The following is an 18,321-nucleotide window of genomic DNA, read 5'->3' on the forward strand; positions in this document are numbered from 1 at the left end:
CAGCCGCCCCGGCGTCTATAGTCAAAGACAGCCCCGCCGGCGTCGTCCGGCCCGCCGGAAGGACACCTTATGACGTACGCCGCAGTAGCCGATTCCTGCCCGTGCCTGTCCGGCGAAGAGTATGCCCACTGCTGCGGCCGGTTCCACCGCGGAGAGGCCGAGGCGCCGACGGCGGAGCAGCTCATGCGCTCCCGGTACAGTGCCTTCGTGGTCCGGGACGCAGATTACTTGCTCCGGACCTGGCATCCGGACACGCGGCCAGCTGAATTGGAGTTTGATGCCGGCACGCAGTGGCGCCGCTTGGACATCCTCTCCACCAGCCGGGGCGGCCCGCTGGACAGTGAAGGCGTGGTGGAATTCGCGGCGCACTGCCGGCACGACGGCGAACGCGCTGTGCAACGTGAAACCAGCCGCTTTGTCCGGGTGGACCGGCGCTGGTACTACGTGTCCGGAGTCGTGTCCGGCTGACGCCTCCGAGCCAGGGGTGCCCGGGCTAGCGGCGCCCGAGTGAGGAGTCCCCGGCTGAGGAGTCCCTGACTGCGTTGTCCCCGGAGGGGTGGTTCTCGACCGTTGCCGCCGGGCTGAAGCCGGCCCGATCCACCTTGCGGTGGAAACGCATGCCCGCGAGGCCGCCCAGCACCGCGCCCACCAAAGCCACCAAGGCCACGACAATCGCCGCGACGATGCTTAGGGTGTTCAACTGGCCCTCGTTAATCGGGATACGCGGGAAGCTGTTCAGGTTTGCCAGAATGTTGAAGCGCTGCCCGGCGACCGTTCCCAGCACAGCGACCACGACCGCGGCGATCAGGGCCCAGATCCAGACCATGAAGCCCTGCTTGGCACCGTTAAAACGGGCCATCCGCCCGGCCACATACCCGCCGCAGTAGTAAGCGATCAGGAGGATCACCAGCAGCACGATGATGCCGGCCAGCCCGACCGTCTGGTTGTTGGAGGCCTGGTCTACGGCATCGTTCACATCGGTGTTGGTGGCCAGCCCGACGGCGGTGCCGCCGGCCGCGACCAGCGCGGTGAGCAAAACGGCAGTACCCGTGGCCGTCAGCCAACCGAAGAAGGCTGAGCCGACTTTGATGCCGCCGAACTGTTCCTTCTCGCGGGCCACGACTGTTTCGCGCGTGGGGATCTCTTCGACGACTGTCTCGTGGCGGGGTGCGTCGCGGACGGTGTCGTCGTGGTGGACCGCTGTAACCGGTGCGTCGCGGACGGCGTCGTCATGGCGGACCGCCGTAACCGGTGCGTCGTGGCGGGGTGCGTCGCGGACGGCGTCGGGCTGGCGGACCGCCGTCACCGGGGCAGTCGTGCCGTCTTCCTGCGTGGTGCGGCGTGTCGTCTTGTCGTCGGGACCTGTCGTGCTGCTCATGAGGGCTGCTCACTTTCGCTGAATGACCGGGGACCGTAGGGGTGAGGGTCTGGCGTCCACCTAACCACGGCGTAATCCAGTTAGCAAGGATGCTTACCATCCGTGGCGGCGGCCCGTCAGCGGTACTTACGGTGCAGATCTTCCCGGGCCGAGGCGCGCCGGCTGGCGTCCGCGATCCACGGACCGGTCCCTTCTGACTGGTCAAGGACCCCTGCCTCCAGCCAGGCGTAGTCGCCGGCAAGGGTCTTGCGGGCCAGGGCGTGGTCGGCGTCGTCGGTGTTCCGCCACAGCCGGTCGAAATATTCGTCGACGCGAACGCGGGCCTGTTCGCAGTAGGCCTCGGCGAGTTCGTACGCGGAGGCGCCGCGTTCCGGCTGCGTCCGAAGCAGCATCTCGGCGCGGGAACAGCAGGCCGCCATGGCAAAGAGCTCGGCACCGATGTCCACGATCCGGCCCAGGAACGCCTGCTTGTGCTCAAGCTTCGCCTGCCAGCGGCCCATTCCGTAGAAGGTCTGCCGTGCCAGGCGCCGGGAGGAGCGCTCCACGTAGCGCAGCTGTTTGGCGAGCCGGCCGAAGTCGCTGTAGGACCGCGGATCCATGCCGGCGCCGGCCACGAGTTTGGGCAGCCACTTCGCGTAGAAGCCGGAGGCGCCGACGGCGGCCTTCGCCTTGTCCGACAGGCGGGCGTCCTCCGAGGCGAGATCTCCCGCGGCCGCCAGGTGCGCGTCCACGGCCTCGCGGGCGATCAGCAATTTCATGATTTCCGAGGACCCCTCGAAGATCCGGTTGATCCTCATGTCGCGGAGCTGCTGTTCCGCGGCGACGGCGCGCTCTCCCCGGGCTTCGAGCGAGTCAGCCGTTTCAAAGCCCCGGCCGCCGCGGATTTGCACCAGTTCGTCAGCGATGAGGCAGCTGATCTCTGTGGACCACAGCTTGGCTAGGGCCGCCTCGATCCGGATGTCCTTTTGCCCGGCGTCGGCCATTTCCGCGGAGAGTTCAAACACCGCATCCAAGGCGAAGGCGCTGGCCGCGATGAACGCGATTTTCTTGCCCACGGCCTCATGCTGGCCGATCGGCCGACCCCACTGCGTGCGGGCGTTGGACCATTCGCGGGCGATCTTCAGACTCCACCGGCCCGTGGCGACGCACAGCGCGGGGATCGAGAGCCGGCCCGTGTTGAGCGTGGTGAGGGCGATCTTCAGGCCCTGGCCTTCCCGGCCCAGCCGATTGGCGGCGGGGACCCTGACCTGATCGAAGCGGGTGACGCCGTTTTCGATCCCGCGGAGGCCCATAAAGGTGTTGCGGTTTTCCACGGTGATGCCGGGGGAGTCCATTTCCACCACGAACGCGCTGATGCCGCCTTTGTGGGCGGTCCCGTCCGCATCGGTGTGCGGCGGCACGAGGGCCATGACCACGACGAGTTCGGCGATGACCCCGTTGGTGGTCCACAGCTTGACGCCGTCCAGGACGTACGACGCGCCGTCGTCGGAGAGGATGGCGGTGCTGCCCATCCGGGCGGGGTCGCTGCCGACGTCGGGCTCGGTCAGCAAGAAAGCGGTGATGGCTCCGGCGGCGCAGCGGGGCAGGTATTCCCGCTTCTGGGCCGGGGTGCCGAAGACCTTGACCGGCTCCGGAACGCCGATCGACTGGTGCGCGGACAGCAGGGCGCCGAGGCTTGGGTGTACCGAGCCAAGCAGGGCCAGAGCGCGGCCGTAGTACACGAGGGTGAGGCCCAGTCCGCCGTACTCGCGGGGAATCTTCATTCCGAACGCGCCGAGCTCGGCGAGCCCCTTGAGATAGTCGTCCGGGATCCGGTCCTCGCGCTCGATGGCGCGTCCGGACATCGTGCGGCAGTAGTCGGTCAGCCGGGACATGAACGCCTCGCCGCGTTCGACGTCGTCGGCGGGGGCCTCGGGCCATGGGTGGATCAGGCTCAAATCGAAGCTGCCAAGGTAGAGACCCTTGGCGAAGCTGGGCTGGTTCCAGCTGGGCTCGCGGGCGGCCTCGGCAATGGCCCGGGCGTCGGCGGCCGTCGCGTCGGGGCCAATGTGGTCCGACGCACCGGCTGTCTCCGGCGCTGGGGTGCCCGGTGTCGCGGTGTCTGGTGTTGGAGTGTCGGGTGCGGTGGCGGGGTCTTCAATGGCGGAGCTCACTGGGCATCTCCTCTAACCGGGTGGCCGGTTTGAGCCCTGGATCCGCCGCGGGTGGAGGACCCTTCAGCTGTCCCGCAATACTACTCGCGGGTAAGTGCCTGTGCTAGGGGAGGCCTGACCCGAATGGTCGGCCCGGAAGTCCGTGCCGAAGTCCACCTGGAAATCGGCGGGTAACTCCACGGTTGAGGCGTGGTGAACCAGACGGTCCCAGCCGTTGTTGATGCCGTGGACCAGCCCAACCACCGCGCCGGCCACGAGGTACCAGGCGAGCCGGCCCGCTCCAACCAGAACCATGGCCGCGAACGCGGACGCCATCATGAAGGCGCCGATCATCACGGCGAACACGAGGGTTCCAATAACCACCAACGTGCCGGTTTCCACTGCGCTTAGGTCGAACTGCATTCTGCCCCCTGCACCATTGCTCCGGTTGAACCAGTAGCCCGAGCGTAGGGTGCCGGAGACGTGCTGAACTAGGGCCCTTTGGACGTTCCAGGCCTCTTGGTACGGGATCGAAATGCTACCGGGGCGTAGGTCACGGCACGGTTGCGGCACCCTCACCAATCCCGGGGGTTGCACCGGACGTCAGTGCCCGGAACGCTGTTCCTGTGTCAGTCCTCGTCGTGGTCAGGGGCGCTCTGGCTCACGACCTGGAAATCCGCTCCGAGGGAGACATCGACCTGGGTCCCGTCGTTGAGGCGCACCTCGACCTCGTAGGCGGCGCCGGAGTCGTCATCGCGCTCCACTTCGGTGACGCTGCCCTGGCCTACCTTCGCCAGAGCGGCACTTGTTGCCCTGGCGCGATCGGCGTCAGTAAGCGCCGGTCCGTCGGAATCGTCACCAAGTGCAAGTTTTCCGATGCTGGCCGTCAGGTCGTCCGGACTCAGGGACCCAAGATCCCGGGCCTGCTGGGTTGCCGCGACCGCAACCGACGCTCCCCCCAGCACCACTGCTGCAGAGGCTGCCCCCGTGATCCACATCGTTCTCTTCCGCATGGTCGACTCCTTTCGGCTGGTCATTAAAGTGTGCGCCGACACAGGGGAGCACACAACGATGAATGCGGCCGGAGCCCTGCGTTAACCTTGTAGCTGGCAGTTTTTCGAATTCGCTGCCCGCAACACCACCTCAAATCATCCTCTGGCAGCCGAAGGAGAGTGCGTGTCCCGCTCCGCCGTGTCATCAGCCGACGCCATAAGCGCCCGGCTCCGGGACCTCGAGCTCCTCACCAAAGGACCTGCCTGGGCCCTGACGCGCTCGGCGCCGTGGGTGATCGCCGTGCTCCAGGCCTCCTTCACCCGCACCCGCGCCCAGCTGCCGCTGGAACAGTTCCACGCCGACGTCGACGCCTTCCTCGAGCAGCTCCGCCGGCAGGCCCCGGGCACGGGAGAGCAGCACAGCGGCTCGGCCAACGGCGCACTTTCCGGAAAGAAATATGCGGACGAATGGACCCGCAAAAACTTCCTGACCCGCCGGAACCAGTCGGGCCAGATCGTCTACGAAGTCACCGAGCCTGCTGCCCGCGTCCTGGCTTTCCTGGACAGCCTGTCGAGCGAGCGGTCCACGCTGAATGGCTCCCGGCTCGGCACACTGCTCGGCGATGTGGAGAAGCTCGCCAACGAGACCAACCCGGACCAGAGCGCACGAATTGAATCCCTCGAAGAGGAGATCGACGAGCGCCGTCAGCTGATGGAGGACATCAGCTCCGGGGACTTCGACGGACTGCTCGACGACGACGAGGCCGTGGAGGCCGCCGGCAACATCCTCGATCTCGCCGCGAGCCTGCCCGCGGACTACAAGAAGATGCGTGACCGGATCGAAGAGCTCGTGGGGGAGCTGCGCAACCAGATCATCGAGGAATCCCTCAGCAAGGGCGCCACCATGGCCCAAGTGCTCGAGGCCGACAAGCGGCTGCGGCAGAGCCCCGAAGGCCGGACGTTCCGCTCCTTCACCGCGTTCCTGGAGGACCCGCAACAGCAGCTGAGGTTCCGGTCGGCGATTGGCGAAGTGCTGAGCCGGCAGTTCGCGGACGAGCTCAGCCACGACGAACGCGAGACCCTCAAAAATCTCGTGGCCGAACTCCGCACCCAGCACAGCCAGATCCAGAGGATCTACGGCAAGCTCAGCGAGAGCCTCAACACGTACGTCCAAAGTGACGACTTCCGGCAGTCGGTCCGGCTCCGCAAGGTCCTGCGGGAGGCAGAGCAGGCCATCCGCTCCCTGCCGTACGAGCGCGAACGGCCCGGCCTGGTCCGCGGTCCGGTGTTGTTCAGTGCCGGCTTCGAGTCCCTGGCCATGGTCAAGCTCTTCGACCCGGACGAATTCGCGGCTCCGCCCAGGCTGGCGGACCCGATCGCGTTCTCCGACTCGGACCGTGCGCGCTCGCCCCGGACCGCCAAGGCCAAGCCGGAAGCCATCCGCGCCGCGCTCGCGGGGGCCTCGACCCTTACCGAGGCATGGGCGCAGCTGCCGGCCGGGGAACGCCACATCAACTCCATCCGGGCCCTGCTTTCGCAGACCCTCCACGAGGGCGCCGGCTTCGACCGCGGGGCCTGGGGGCCCATCGAATTCGAACAAATCGACGGCACCACCCGCACCGCCTACCTGCCTGTCGTCACGCTCGCGAAGGATTGACCATGACTGAAGAGATTGCGACTGAGACCGCGACAGAGACCGCGACAGAGACCGCGACTGAGACGGCGACAGCGGACCTGCAGTCCGCGCCCGCGCCTGCGGACAACGACGGCGCCCACGTCCGCAGCGACCCCTTCACCGTCACGCCCCGGGACACGTTCGTCGACGGCGCCGCCCTCTTCCCGGGCGACACCGGCGTGCTCCCGATGAAAGTCCGGCAGGCGCTCGTGAAGCTGCTCAAGGGCCCGTACATCGACGGCGGGCGCGATGAAAAACTCTGGACCACGCTCCTGGACAACCAGCTGATCCTGCGCAGCCGACTCTCCGAGCTCTTCCTCACGCTGCAACTGGACCACGAGCGCAAGGTCGCCGTCCTGCGCCCCGTGGACCCCGAGGCGATCGGCGGCAGCACCCGTTCGAGCATCCTGCGGCAGCAGCGCGCGCTGAGCCGGGTCGAAACGATCGTCCTGCTGCGCCTGCGCCTGCTCCTGGACCGCCACGTCACCGCCCAGACAGACCCCACAATCACGCGCGAGGAAATTGCCGAACTCGTCGCCCACTACCAGCCCACCGGCCAGCAGGACGCCCTGCGCGATGCCGACGTCGTCAATCGCGCCATCACCAAGCTCCTGGCCCGCCAACTCCTCCTCACCACGGGCCTGGACGAGGTCTACACCATCTCCAACGCCCTCCCCCTGGCCCTCCCGTTCGAAAACATCGGCGACATCCCGGCCCAAATCGAAGCCCTGGTAGCGGCCAGCACCGACCAGTCAGGAACTGAGCCACTCCTAGAGCTCGATGACACTCCTTTGGCTGGCTCTGCCGCCGAGGATGAGGGAGACGAAACAGACGACGACGCCGAGGCCGCCCCCGAAGGTGACACGGCCAGCGACGACGACGGCGATGCCGCCGCCGGTGACGATGACGACGGCGCAGCAGCCGATGCCGCCCAGGAAGTGGCATCGGGCCTGTCGGAGCCGCGCGGTGAGCTGATCGAAGATCAGCGGCGCGGCGAAGGGGCGGGGGCGGCATCGGCTGCGGAGTCAAAGGCAACCACGACTGACCTCACCACCGGAGACGCAACCACTGACACGAACGGAGAAGCCAAGTGAGCATCGCAACCATGCTGCCGATGGGCGAGCTCACCAACCCCGGCCAGATGCGCCTGGCCCTCGTCCAGGTGGTCAACTGGGGCACCTTCCACGGCGCCCACACGATGCACGTGGACCGCAACGGCACACTGCTGACCGGAAATTCGGGCGTCGGCAAGTCCACGCTGTTCGATGCCATGCTTAGGGTTTTCGACGCCCGCCCGCGCTCCAACGAAGCTGCGGCGCAGCGGGCCGGAGGCGCTGTCGAGGACAAGCGCACCACGTTCACGTACATGCGCGGCAAGGTGGGCGACAAGGCGGTGGGCGAAGGCTCGGCGAGTGCGTTCCAGCGCCCCGGCGCCACGTGGTCCGCCGTCGCGCTCACGTTCGACAACGCAGCCGGCACCCGGGTGACGGTATCGGCGCTGTTCGACCTGCCCAAGAACGGCACGGAGTCCAGCGTCGGCCGGTATTACGTGATCGACAACAAGCCGCTGGACCTCGCGGCGATCGAGGGCATCGCGGAGAAGCGGTTCACCAAGTCCGCGCTCGACGCGATCTTCCCGGACGCCCAGATCTTCGACGTCCACAAGGCCTTCGCCGAACGCTTCCGCCGCCTCCTCGGCATCAACTCGGATCAAGCCCTCCCGCTGCTGCGCGTCATCCAGGCAGGCAAGGGACTCGGTGGCAGCGTCAACACCTTCTTCCGCGACCAGGTCCTCGATGCCCCCGCCACACTGGCCGCCGCGGACGACGTCGTCGAAGAATTTAGCAACCTCATGTCCATCCGGCAGCGCCTCGAGGACGTCCGGCAACAGCGCGACCAGCTGGCTCCCGTCCCCGGGCTGAACAAGGAATACGCGCAGGCGCTGCTGGACGCGAACCGGCTCCGGGACCTTTCCGGCGAGGAATTCGTGGCCTACAAGCAGCAGCTCGCTGTCACGGTCCATGAGAAGACCCTGGCCCGGTTGAAGGGACTCGCCCAGGCGAAGGCCAGTGACCTTGCCGCCGAACGCGCTGTCCGCGACGGCTTCGCCAAGGAACTGAGGCAGTTGGAGGGGGAGTACAACAACCAGGGCGGCAACGCGATTTCCGCGATCGAGCAGTCCCTGGAGAACGCCCGGGTGGGGCTCAAGCTCCGGCAGGAAGTGGAGGAATCGACCCGTAAGGCGCTGTCCGACGCCGGGCTGGAACTCCAGTGGTCGGCCGCCGGATGGGAACAGGCCCACGAGCACGCCGCGGCACGCTCGGCCGAGCTCCAGAACGATTCCGAAGCGCTCAAGGAACTGCGCTTCGAGGCCTTTGACGGCCACGCCACCAGGAAGCGCGAACTCGCCGCGGCCCAGCAGGAGCTCGTCTCGCTGAAGACGCGCAAGTCGCTGCTGCCGCCGTCGAGCATTGAAAACCGCAGCGCCATAGCGGCCGCCACGGGCGTGCCCGAGGAGCAGATGCCCTTCGGCGGCGAGCTGGTCGACCTCGCCGAGGGCCAGGAACAGTGGCGCCCGGCCGCCGAGCGCGCGCTGCGGAGCCTGGCCACCACGCTGCTAGTCCCGGGGGAGCACTTCGCGGCCGTCACCCGGTACCTCAACGACCATTCCGTGCGCGGAGCGCTGCGCGCCGTGGACGTCTCCCGGCCCCTGGCCGGCGGCGCGCTGGCCGTTGAGGACGTGGCCGATGGCGATCTGCTGACTAAGCTCAGTTTCCTCACCGACGCCGGCCCCCACTCGGAGGCGCTTGCCCAGGCCAGCGCCTGGCTCCGCGAACGGATTGCCCTCGACTTCGCCTACCCGTGCGTGGAAGACCCGGACGAGCTCGCCGGCCTGGACAAGGGCCTGAGCCTGGGCGGCGTGGTCAAGCGAAACCGCCACACGGTGGAAAAAGATGACCGCTTCACGTCCCGCCAGGACTACGTCCTCGGGTTCGACAACGCCGTCAAGCTTGAACTTGTGGCGGCCCAGGTTGAGGACCTGCAGCAGGAGCTGGCCAAGGCGGCCGAACTGGCGCAAACCCGGGAAGAGTCTCACCAAGGCATGACCCGGCAGCTCGATGCCCTGCGCCGTGTGGCAGACGACCACCGGCCCTGGGAGCAGGTCTCGGCCACAGTGGCCGCGGAGGAGCTGGCCCGGATCGAGCAGCGCCTCAAGGACGCCCTCGCCGCGCAGGCGGACCTCGAACCGCTGCGCGCCAGCATCGAAGCCACGCGGCACAAGCACCAGTCCAGCACCGAGGCCGCGGCCGTTCTGCAGAGCGAGTACAAGGCCCTCGATGCGCGCATGACCGCCGCTGATTCCCTGCTCGACGCGGCACGGAACCGGCTGGCGCAGGCGCCGCCGTCGGACGCCGGCATCGCCGCACTGGAACCGTATTTCACCGGCTTCGGCGACGTCCTGGAGATGCACGAGCTCGACAACCTCGCCAACCATGTCCGCACCCGACTCCTTGCAGAACTGCATGGGGCCGAGTCCCGCGGGCAGGCCACCTCGGAGCGCCTCACCCGGATTTTCGAGGGCTTCGTCCGCGAATGGGGCACGGCGATTTCCGCGGACCACGGCACCTCGATCGGCGCCGCGGGGGAGTTCGAATCCCGTTACCACGCGATTGTCAGCGACGGGCTGCCCGCACAGGAAGCCGAGTTCCGGCAGTTCTTCAACCAGCGGACACACGAATCCTTCAGCACCCTGCTGCACCTGCTGGACGAGGAGCGCCGCGCCATCACGAGCCGCATCCTGCCGCTGAACGGGATCCTGTCCGAGGTCAACTTCCACGAGGGCAGCTTCCTGGAACTCGACATCAAGCAGACGCTGCCCGCGACGGCGAAGCAGTTCAAAGACGCCATCCAGAACGCGCTCAAGGTCCGGCATGCCCGGCCAGGCAAGACGGTCACTGCGGCGTCCGCCGCGGCGTCCGCTCCTGCATCCGGGGTGGAGACGGACGACGACGCCGAGCTCACCACCCGCTACAAGTCGCTCGAAACGCTCGTGAAAAGGCTGGGCTCGCAGACCCCCGAGGACCGGCGCTGGCGCGCCGAGGTGCTGGACGTCCGCGGCCACCTGTTCATCCATTGCAAGGAGCACCGCGAGGTGCCGGGGACCGGTGTCCAGGGGGCCAGTCCCAAGGGGTCAGGGAAGGGTGCGAAGAAGACCGAGGTCTACATGCACGCGGACACCGGCTCCATGTCCGGCGGCGAGCGGCAGCGCTTCACCGCGTTCATCATGGCCGCGGCGCTGAGTTACCAGCTGGGCATCGCCGAGCAGGGCTTCACCACCTACGGCACCGTGATGATGGACGAGGCGTTCGTGCTCGCCTCGGAGGAGTTCGCCGGCGCGGGCATCAAGGCGCTGCACGAGTTCGGTTTCCAGCTGCTGCTGGCCGCGCCGGAGAACGTGATCGACCTCTCCCGGCACCTGGGTTCGGTGACGGAGATCCTGCGGGACAAGCGCACCAACCGCTCCGGCGTCCTGACCGCCCCGGTGATTGCCCCGCGTGCGGGGACCGAGGGTACGTGGCGGTCCGAGGCCAACCCCGTGGACATCGTCCTGCGCTGACCTCGCTCGTGCGCCTCCGCAGGTCCTGCGGTTCTTGCTCGGACGCGGGTGTGCGGCTCGCGGGGCCGGTCACCTTGGGTTAACCTTCTCTTTCCCTGGCCGCTTTTTGCGGTGGTTAGTTTGGTTGGGTGGGTTCATTTCCTTTGCTTCCGGATCGGGGCGGGCGGCGGGTCTTTGTTGCCTTGGGGGATTCCTTCACCGAGGGCGTGGGGGACTACGATTCCCGCCTTCCCAATGGGGTGCGGGGCTGGGCGGACCGGGTGGCGGAGAAGCTGGCCAAAGCGCAGCCGGGGTGGGAATACGCCAATCTGGCCATCCGCAGCAAACGGCTGCGCCACATCATCGGCGAACAACTCGGGCCTGCCCTGGCCATGGAGCCGACGCTGGTGACCCTGTACGCAGGCGGCAACGACATCCTGGATTTCGGCACGGACATCGGCGCCCTCATGCAGGACTACGAGGCCCTGGTGGCTGCGCTCGCCGGCACGGGGGCAACGCTGGTGCTCTTCACCGGCTTCGACGTCAAGGTCTCCGCGCTGCTGGAGCCGCTGAAGAAACGCAACGCCTTCTACAACCGGCGCGTCCGGGAGATCGCCAGCCGCTACGGCGCGGTGCTGGTGGACTACTGGTGCTTCGACGCATTCCATGACCCGCGGATGTGGGATTCGGACCGGCTGCATATGTCCAAGGCAGGCCACAAATACCTTGCCTCACAGGTCCTGGACCACCTCGGCGTGCCCCACAAGATCAAGCCCAAGAAGTGGGAGCCGCTGGTGAAACCGGGCCTGCGGGAGTGGGAACGCCGGCAGCGCCGCTGGGTCCACGACTGGGTGCTGCCCTTGTTCGGACGCAAGCTCCGCGGCGTCACTCTCGGCGACCAGCTCCGGCCGCGCTGGCCCGAACCCGTGAGGGTCCCGCGGAAAGGCGGCCTGAAGAAACTGCTGCAGAATCAGCGCGCCGGCGGCCAGCTCGGCGGCGGGTAGCCGCCAGGACTCAGCTATCGAGCAGGTTTTCGTAGCCTGGAGCCACCCTGTTGGCATGGAACTCCATGACCTCGAAATCAGCCACACCATTGACGTAGAACGGGTCCTTGGCCAGGGCAGCGTCAAGGCTGTCCCGGTCCGCGTTGGAGAGCAGCAGGCCGCCGGTGCGGGGGATTTTGCGCCCCGCGACCATGAAGACGCCCTCGTCGAAGGCCGCCTGCAGCCACGTCACGTGCGCCGAAAGATGGAACTCCACGATGTCGTCGGGGACCTTGTATGTCAGGGAGACTACGTACATGCGGCCAGCCTACCGGTAGCAGGCCGCGGACAGGCGGGAACTTTTCCGGAATTCCCCAGGCTGAAGTTGAATCGTCAAGCTTCCAATCTCCTAGAATGTAGCCATGACCGAACCCCGCTGGCTCACTGCCGACGAACGCCGGGCCTGGCTTGCCCAGCTCAGCATCAACACCATGCTGCCGGCCGCCTTGGACACCCAGCTCCATGCCGCGGGCAAGCTTTCCCTGTTCGACTACAACGTGCTGGCGATGCTTTCCGAGACCGACGGGCGCTTCCTGCCCATGAGTGAGCTCGCCGCCCGCACCAGCGCCTCCCTGTCCAGGCTCTCCCATGTGGTCACCAAGCTGCAGAACCGCGGCTGGCTTGAGCGCCGGCCGCACCCCGGCGACGCCCGCGTCACCACGGCGCACCTGACCGATGCCGGCATGGAGACGATCGTGAAGCTCGCCCCCGGCCATGTGGAGGCCGTCCGGTCACTGTTCCTCGACGCACTGACCCCCGGGGACGTCGCGGACCTGGCCCGGATCGGCGAAAAAATCGTGGCCCGCCTCGACGACGACCACTGGATCCTGCGCGAGCGCTAACCGCGACAGGTGAGTGAGCCGCCGTCGGGCATCCCCGTCTTTGTTGCTCGCGGCAACTGCTGGCAGACTTGACCCATGGATTTCACGTCCCGGTATGTAGCCCTTGGAGACTCCTTTACGGAAGGCGTCGGCGACGACGACCCCACCCGACCCAACGGCGTCCGGGGCTGGGCGGACCGGGTAGCAGAGGGGCTCGGCGCCGCCGACCCGGGCTTCGGGTACGCGAACCTTGCCATCCGCGGGAGGAAACTCCGCCAGATCATGGCCGAACAGGTCGATGCCGCCGTCGCACTCAAACCCACCCTGGTCAGCATCTACGCCGGAGCCAACGACATCCTCCGGCCCAAGGTCGACATCGATGACTTGCTGGCTGAATACGACGCCGGGATCCGCAAGCTCACGGCCACCGGCGCCACTGTGGTGATGTTCACCGGCTTCGACGCGCGGGGCTCCAAGATTTTCGGCACCATGCGCGGCCGTACGGCCATCTACAACGAACTGGTCCGCGGCATCGCCGGGGACCACGGTGCCCTGCTGGTCGACTACTGGCGTTTCAGCGAGTACTACGACTGGGGCATGTGGGCGACGGACCGGATGCACATGTCCCCCGCCGGCCACACGAACATGGCCAAGCGCGTCCTCACCGTCCTGGCGCACGAGCACTCGATAGACGTCCCGCCCATGACTCCGGTACCTGAGCTGAGCCGCGTGGACGCCATCCGTGCGAATGCCCGATGGGTCCGCGAATTCGCCGGCCCGTGGGTTGTCCGGCGCGTCACCGGCAAGTCGTCCGGCGACGGCTTGGAGCCGAAGTACGGCCAGCTAACCCACCTCTAGAACGGCACCCTAGGCGCGAAATCCCGGCGTCGCGAGCAGTTCCCCGGTGCGGCGGACGGCGAGCACATCGATGTCCCAACCTTCAGTGGCCCGGTGCAGCATCGCGGTCCCGCCCGCAACGATCGCCGTCGCGAGCACATCGGCCGTGACAATGTCGGCCGCGGCCACGGAGACCTGGGCGAACTCGGCGCCGCAGGAGCCCGCAGTCCAGATGTGGTCACCCCGCTCCGCCGACCCCGACGTCGCAAGGGCACGCCGGGTGCATGGTCCGCCCAGCGCGTACGCGGAAAGCAGTGCCGAGCGGTCCAGCGGGTCAACGACCCCGGCCGCCCACGAGGCTCCGCTGCCCGGCACGGGCGAGCCCATCACCAGCACGTCGCCGCCCGCATTCACGCACCAATCGGCGATCCCCCTGCTCCGCAGCGCCTCACCGGCCTGCCCGATCGCGTAGCCCTTGATGATCCCGGAAAGGTCCAGCACCCCGTCGGTCCGCTCCGGGGAGAACGCGCCCTCCGTCATGAGCCGCCAGCTGAGCGCATCCGCGTACCGGTCCCGCATCCCGGCGGATGAGTCCCGGAGGGACAGCTCCCCGCGCGCCAGCCGGCTGGCCTCCGAATCGGGACGGTACAGGCTGAAGGTCTCATCCGCGCGGGCAAACACCCGTTCGACGGCGGCAGCGGCGGCGTCGAGCTCGCGCTCCCCGTCGCCCGCTGTTCCCGGGACGACCGCTGTTCCCAAGGCTCTGGCAGGAACGGTCAGGCTGATGACGGTGCCCATGGAGCCAAAGGTCCTGGCCTTCAGGGCAGAACCGTCCAGCTCAGAGGTTGGCTGCATCGAGGGCCGCCTGCAGGGAATTCAAGTACGCGTCGGAAGTCACCGTGGCACCGCTGATGGTCTGCACGTCCGCGGACTGCGCTTGGAGCACCTCGTCGCGCAGGAGCGGGGCCGCCCGGTTGCTGATCTGAACGGACTTGCGTTCAGCATCGGTCAGCTGGAGCGCCGTGACGTCGGTGATCTTTCCGGCCCGCACGCTGATCTGGACCTGGACGGAGCCGAACCGGGTCTGGACGACCGGGCCGGCGTACGTCCCCACGGCCTTGGCGGAGGCCCCCGTGGTGCCCGCGGCCCCCGTCGTGCCCGTGCCCGACGAGCCGTCTGTGCCTAACGCTTTGGCGCCGGTGGCGCCAGTGGTCCCGGCCGCCCCGCTCGCGACGGAGCTGCTGGTATCGGCAATGTGGACGCCCGACTGCCAGCCTGCAATGAGGATGCCGCCGGAGGCCAGGACTGCTGAAACTGCTGCGCGGGTTCTCACCAGTCGAACCTTTCGTAGTGGAGTTGGTCTTCCCGAACACCGGCGGCGCGGGCGTCCTGAAGCACGCTTTGCGCCCAGGCGGCGGGGCCGCAGACGTACACGTCTGCATCGGAGACGTTCGGGTCAAAACTGGCCAGCCGGTGGCCGGCACGTGCGGAGCTCTCCGGCAACCAGGTCCGGACGCCGGCCGGGCGGGAGCCGGTCAGGTGGAAGAGTGTGGCTCCGCGCTGCTGGCAGAGGGCGAGGATTTCCTCGCCCAGGTAAAGCTCGGATTCGCTGTGGCCGCGGAGGATGACAGTGGCGTTCCCGGGCTGGAACGGCGTGCTCTCCAGCAGGGCACGGATCGGGGTGATGCCAATCCCGGCACCGACCATAACCACGTGGTTGCGGCTCCGAGCGGCTGTGCTGAACAGCCCGTACGGACCCTCCAGCGCCACCCTGGTGCCGGGCTTCAGCGACGCGAGCTGGGCCGAACCCCCGCCCAGATTGCGGACCGTGATCCTCAGCGTGCCTTGGCCGGCGGCGTCGAAACTGACAGGATCGGCGGACAGGCTGAACGGATGCGGGTGCCACCACAGCCCGGGAGCCAGGAACCGCCAGATAAAGAACCGGCCGCCGCTGCCTGCCAGCTGGTCGAGGCCAAGGCCAGACATCTCGACGCTCACCACCCCGGGGGCCACCCGCACCACCCGCTTGACGGTCAGCTGGTGCCTGAACGTTGCCACCAGCGGCTGGGCCACGCGGTAGTAAAGCAGGGCAGCGCCGGTTGCGATGCACAGTGCCAGCCAGTACCAGCGCTGCCAGGTGCCTTCGGCAAAGAGGCCGCCCACACTGAACTGGTGGGGGAGTGCGGTCAGGACCGCCGCGTACGTCAGAAGGTGGACGGCGTACCAGAATTCGTAAGGAAACCGACGTCGGACGGCTACCAGGGAGGTGACGACGACGGCGATGAACAGGAGCATGGAAATGTAGGCGAGCCACATGTCCGGCACGAGGACCCACAGCGCGACCGCCTCGCTGACAGGATCCAGCCCTTCCGCCATGCCGTAGCCGATCGCAATCAGGATCCCGTGCGCGAGCAGGAGGTACAAGGCAGGCTTGCCCAGCTTGCGGTGGAACTCAAGGGCGCGGTCGTGGCCGACCGTGTGGTCGATGAGTGGGATGCGGGCCGCCAGGAGCAGCATGAGAAGCACCAGGTCCATGCCGGCGAGACCAGCCACAATCCCCAGACCGGTGAAAGAGCCGGCGACAGTCGCAAAGCCAGCCATTCCGCCGTCGGCCAGCCACAAAGCGACGGCGCCCGCCAGGGACGCCCAAAAAAGGACCGTCAGCAGATCCGCTCTCAGCAACCGCCGCCGGTGCTGCCCCCTGAAGGGGTTCACGGCGCCACCGGAGCGGCGGCGAACCTCGGGACGGCTCGTCAGAAGTTGTGTGTTCATGCACTCAGAATCGCCTCGCTGCCTATCATTTGGCTGTGAAAATGCTTCGCCGGGCATATGACCTCGGCGGGCCCGCCCGTCTGCCCGGACTGGCTGACGGCCGCTGCCCCATACACCATTCAGCGACGGATTGGTCTTTAATTCGCCGAACTCGTAGACTTGGTAGGCGCTAGGTGGCGCGGAGCGTGCGCAATTGCTCCGGTTGGCAGGACTCGTCTGAGAAATCGACGGTCCTGGAGGCCGGTAGTTAGGGGCTCAAGTTGCGCGCATTCCTGTATTCGCCCAGCATCCCGGCACTTCGCAATGGCTGTCCAACGGACCGCCAAGGTCAGGTGCCCGTGGCCCGCAATCTTCGCCGCAGTGAGGAACCAGCCGGTTTGTGCCGTCTGCCTGAATCCCGCGGAACCGGCGGTTGGGGGAGGGAGCCGGATGCGGACGCCGCCAAGCGCACGGTCAGCGGGAACTCCGTTAACCGTTTCATTTATTTTTTGAGGAGAGTCGTCATGGCAGCACACTGCCAGGTGACCGGAGCCGAGCCGGGCTTTGGACACAGCATTTCGCACTCGCACCGTCGCAACAAGCGCCGGTTCGATCCGAACATCCAGAAGAAGCGCTACTGGGTTCCGTCCCTGCGCCGCAACGTCACGCTGCAGGTCTCTGCTCGTGGCATCAAGACCATCGACGTACGCGGCATTGACGTAGTCGTCGCCGCCATCCTGGCACGAGGAGTGAAGCTCTAATGGCAAAGGATAAGGACGTACGTCCGATCATCAAGCTGAAGTCGACCGCGGGCACGGGCTACACCTACGTGACGCGCAAGAACCGTCGTAACGACCCGGACCGCCTGGTCCTGAAGAAGTACGACCCCAAAATCCGCCAGCACGTCGAATTCCGAGAGGAGCGCTAAACACATGGCTAAGAAGTCAATGATCGCTAAGAACGAACAGCGTAAAGTCATCGTCGAGCGTTACGCTGCAAAGCGCCTCGAACTGAAGAAGGCTCTGGTTGATCCCAACTCAACCGACGAAGTACGCGAAGCTGCTCGCCTCGGCCTGCAGAAGCTGCCCCGCAACGCCTCCCCGGTACGTCTGCGTAACCGCGACATCATCGATGGCCGTCCCCGCGGTACCTTCCAGAAGTTCGGCATCTCCCGTGTTCGCTTCCGCGACATGGCTCACCGCGGTGAGCTCCCGGGTATCACGAAGTCTTCCTGGTAATTCAGTACTCCTGAAGCCAGTGGCTTGAAGAAGGGCCGGCAACCGTTTGGTTGCCGGCCCTTCTTGCGTTTAACGCCCGCCTGGCGGGCCAGGTCGGCTCCGGGCAGACTGGCGGTGGGGTTGTTCGTTGGGTGGTGCCAGTGCCAGTGCCGGCGGTGGTGATTGGTTGCGGGTGGGTGTTGTGGTGATGCACGGCACAGCTCTGGCCTGCGGCGCCGGAGCCGGTGGCCGGGTGTGTTTTGGGTGGGTTTGGCTTGTGGTGGCGGGGTTTTGGGGTGGTGGGGCGGGTGTGGGGGGTGGAGTTGCGGCGGGGGCTGGGTGGGTGTATTGTTTTCTAAGTCGCCGAGAGGGAGACCAGCGCAAAGCTGGGAACCGGAGGCGGCCAATCCCCTAAATTTCAAGACCGGATCTGGTCGGCGTTTTGTGCGCTCCGGGTTCGGGTGGGGCGGGTCGGATGGTTTGTGGGTCGCGGAAACGTTGATTTGCAAAGTGTTCCGGACTCGGGTAAGTTTGAAAAGTTGCTCCGGAGCGATCCGCGACCGAATGAATGGTTGTGGTGGTGCCGGGTGTGTCTGTTGTTTGAGAACTCAATAGTGTGCCAAGTTTGTTGATACCAATTTATTGTATTGAATTGGTTGAATTGACCAGGTCCGCCACCCCGTGGTGTGGTCTGGTTTTTACAGCTGGTTTCAAATTTTGTGCATTGTGTGCATCCCGTTTTCCCGGGGGCGCATGGTGTGTCTGTTTTACTTCAACGGAGAGTTTGATCCTGGCTCAGGATGAACGCTGGCGGCGTGCTTAACACATGCAAGTCGAACGATGACCCGGTGCTTGCACCGGTGATTAGTGGCGAACGG

The 18,321-nt window shown here is 66.7% G+C and carries 17 protein-coding genes, 1 rRNA gene and 1 pseudogene; 11 read left to right on the plus strand and 8 right to left on the minus strand.

The annotated features are described in order from the left end of the window. The first annotated feature begins 69 nt into the window (after nucleotides 1–69). Nucleotides 70–468 carry a YchJ family protein gene (locus BLS42_RS18640; RefSeq protein ID WP_090583825.1) on the plus strand — a complete coding sequence of 133 codons (399 nt, stop codon included), beginning with the start codon at nucleotides 70–72 and terminating at the stop codon, nucleotides 466–468. 25 nt (nucleotides 469–493) lie between these two features. On the opposite strand, the gene BLS42_RS18645 is transcribed toward BLS42_RS18640, so the two are convergent. The 4 genes from BLS42_RS18645 to BLS42_RS18660 all read right to left on the minus strand — a co-directional run bounded on the left by BLS42_RS18645 (nucleotide 494) and on the right by BLS42_RS18660 (nucleotide 4,523). Next, nucleotides 494–1,378, minus strand: coding sequence for a hypothetical protein (locus BLS42_RS18645; protein ID WP_090583827.1), 885 nt, complete (start codon nucleotides 1,376–1,378; stop codon nucleotides 494–496). Nucleotides 1,379–1,494: 116 nt separating this feature from the next. Next, the gene (locus tag BLS42_RS18650) at nucleotides 1,495–3,426 is read right to left on the minus strand and encodes an acyl-CoA dehydrogenase family protein (protein WP_256336573.1); all 1,932 of its coding nucleotides are present in this window, start codon (nucleotides 3,424–3,426) and stop codon (nucleotides 1,495–1,497) included. A gap of 168 nt (nucleotides 3,427–3,594) precedes the next feature. Continuing rightward, nucleotides 3,595–3,933: a hypothetical protein gene (locus BLS42_RS18655; protein WP_090583829.1), complete on the minus strand. Its 339-nt coding sequence runs from the start codon at nucleotides 3,931–3,933 to the stop codon at nucleotides 3,595–3,597. A 206-nt stretch (nucleotides 3,934–4,139) separates the two neighbouring features. Further along, complete coding sequence (locus tag BLS42_RS18660; RefSeq protein ID WP_176803543.1) at nucleotides 4,140–4,523, minus strand: PepSY domain-containing protein; 384 nt, start codon at nucleotides 4,521–4,523, stop codon at nucleotides 4,140–4,142. Between the two features lie 163 nt (nucleotides 4,524–4,686). On the opposite strand from BLS42_RS18660, the gene BLS42_RS18665 reads away from it, so the two are divergent. From BLS42_RS18665 to BLS42_RS18680, 4 genes and pseudogenes are all read left to right on the plus strand, one after another. Then, nucleotides 4,687–6,159 carry a DUF3375 family protein gene (locus BLS42_RS18665; protein ID WP_090583832.1) on the plus strand — a complete coding sequence of 491 codons (1,473 nt, stop codon included), beginning with the start codon at nucleotides 4,687–4,689 and terminating at the stop codon, nucleotides 6,157–6,159. A gap of 2 nt (nucleotides 6,160–6,161) precedes the next feature. Further along, nucleotides 6,162–7,016, plus strand: a pseudogene (locus BLS42_RS18670) (DUF4194 domain-containing protein); the annotation flags it as partial. 251 nt (nucleotides 7,017–7,267) lie between these two features. After that, nucleotides 7,268–10,795 carry an ATP-binding protein gene (locus BLS42_RS18675; protein ID WP_090583833.1) on the plus strand — a complete coding sequence of 1,176 codons (3,528 nt, stop codon included), beginning with the start codon at nucleotides 7,268–7,270 and terminating at the stop codon, nucleotides 10,793–10,795. A 128-nt stretch (nucleotides 10,796–10,923) separates the two neighbouring features. Continuing rightward, nucleotides 10,924–11,778, plus strand: a complete 855-nt coding sequence (locus tag BLS42_RS18680; RefSeq protein WP_090583835.1) for an SGNH/GDSL hydrolase family protein — start codon at nucleotides 10,924–10,926, stop codon at nucleotides 11,776–11,778. Between the two features lie 10 nt (nucleotides 11,779–11,788). On the opposite strand, the gene BLS42_RS18685 is transcribed toward BLS42_RS18680, so the two are convergent. Next, nucleotides 11,789–12,076 (minus strand): YciI family protein, encoded by a 288-nt coding sequence (locus BLS42_RS18685; protein ID WP_090583836.1) that lies wholly within the window; start codon nucleotides 12,074–12,076, stop codon nucleotides 11,789–11,791. A gap of 103 nt (nucleotides 12,077–12,179) precedes the next feature. On the opposite strand from BLS42_RS18685, the gene BLS42_RS18690 reads away from it, so the two are divergent. After that, a complete protein-coding gene (locus tag BLS42_RS18690) occupies nucleotides 12,180–12,659 on the plus strand; it encodes a MarR family winged helix-turn-helix transcriptional regulator (RefSeq protein ID WP_090583838.1) in 480 nt (159 codons plus the stop codon). 75 nt (nucleotides 12,660–12,734) lie between these two features. Continuing rightward, a complete protein-coding gene (locus tag BLS42_RS18695; RefSeq protein WP_090583839.1) occupies nucleotides 12,735–13,496 on the plus strand; it encodes an SGNH/GDSL hydrolase family protein in 762 nt (253 codons plus the stop codon). A 9-nt stretch (nucleotides 13,497–13,505) separates the two neighbouring features. On the opposite strand, the gene BLS42_RS18700 is transcribed toward BLS42_RS18695, so the two are convergent. The 3 genes from BLS42_RS18700 to BLS42_RS18710 are packed head-to-tail and all read right to left on the minus strand — an operon-like array spanning nucleotide 13,506 to nucleotide 16,247. After that, entirely contained in the window at nucleotides 13,506–14,273 is a 768-nt protein-coding gene (locus BLS42_RS18700; RefSeq protein ID WP_090583854.1) for an FAD:protein FMN transferase, read from the minus strand. Between the two features lie 40 nt (nucleotides 14,274–14,313). Beyond that, nucleotides 14,314–14,808, minus strand: coding sequence for an FMN-binding protein (locus tag BLS42_RS18705; RefSeq protein ID WP_090583841.1), 495 nt, complete (start codon nucleotides 14,806–14,808; stop codon nucleotides 14,314–14,316). Next, a complete protein-coding gene (locus BLS42_RS18710; protein WP_090583843.1) occupies nucleotides 14,805–16,247 on the minus strand; it encodes a ferredoxin reductase family protein in 1,443 nt (480 codons plus the stop codon). The genes BLS42_RS18705 and BLS42_RS18710 overlap by 4 nt, the downstream gene beginning before the upstream one ends. A 503-nt stretch (nucleotides 16,248–16,750) precedes the next feature. Between BLS42_RS18710 and rpmB the strand changes: the two genes are divergently transcribed. The 4 genes from rpmB to BLS42_RS18730 form a co-directional block, all read left to right on the plus strand. Next, the gene (gene rpmB, locus BLS42_RS18715; protein WP_011693744.1) at nucleotides 16,751–16,987 is read left to right on the plus strand and encodes a 50S ribosomal protein L28; all 237 of its coding nucleotides are present in this window, start codon (nucleotides 16,751–16,753) and stop codon (nucleotides 16,985–16,987) included. Then, nucleotides 16,987–17,154 carry a 50S ribosomal protein L33 gene (gene rpmG, locus BLS42_RS18720; RefSeq protein ID WP_003798558.1) on the plus strand — a complete coding sequence of 56 codons (168 nt, stop codon included), beginning with the start codon at nucleotides 16,987–16,989 and terminating at the stop codon, nucleotides 17,152–17,154. Before rpmB ends, rpmG begins: the two co-directional genes overlap by 1 nt. 4 nt (nucleotides 17,155–17,158) lie before the next feature. Beyond that, the gene (rpsN, locus tag BLS42_RS18725) at nucleotides 17,159–17,464 is read left to right on the plus strand and encodes a 30S ribosomal protein S14 (protein WP_026266887.1); all 306 of its coding nucleotides are present in this window, start codon (nucleotides 17,159–17,161) and stop codon (nucleotides 17,462–17,464) included. 751 nt (nucleotides 17,465–18,215) lie between these two features. After that, nucleotides 18,216–18,321 (plus strand): 16S ribosomal RNA (locus tag BLS42_RS18730); the annotation flags it as partial.

Origin of the sequence: Arthrobacter sp. ov407 (assembly GCF_900102895.1) — a bacterium.
Lineage (GTDB): Bacteria > Actinomycetota > Actinomycetes > Actinomycetales > Micrococcaceae > Arthrobacter.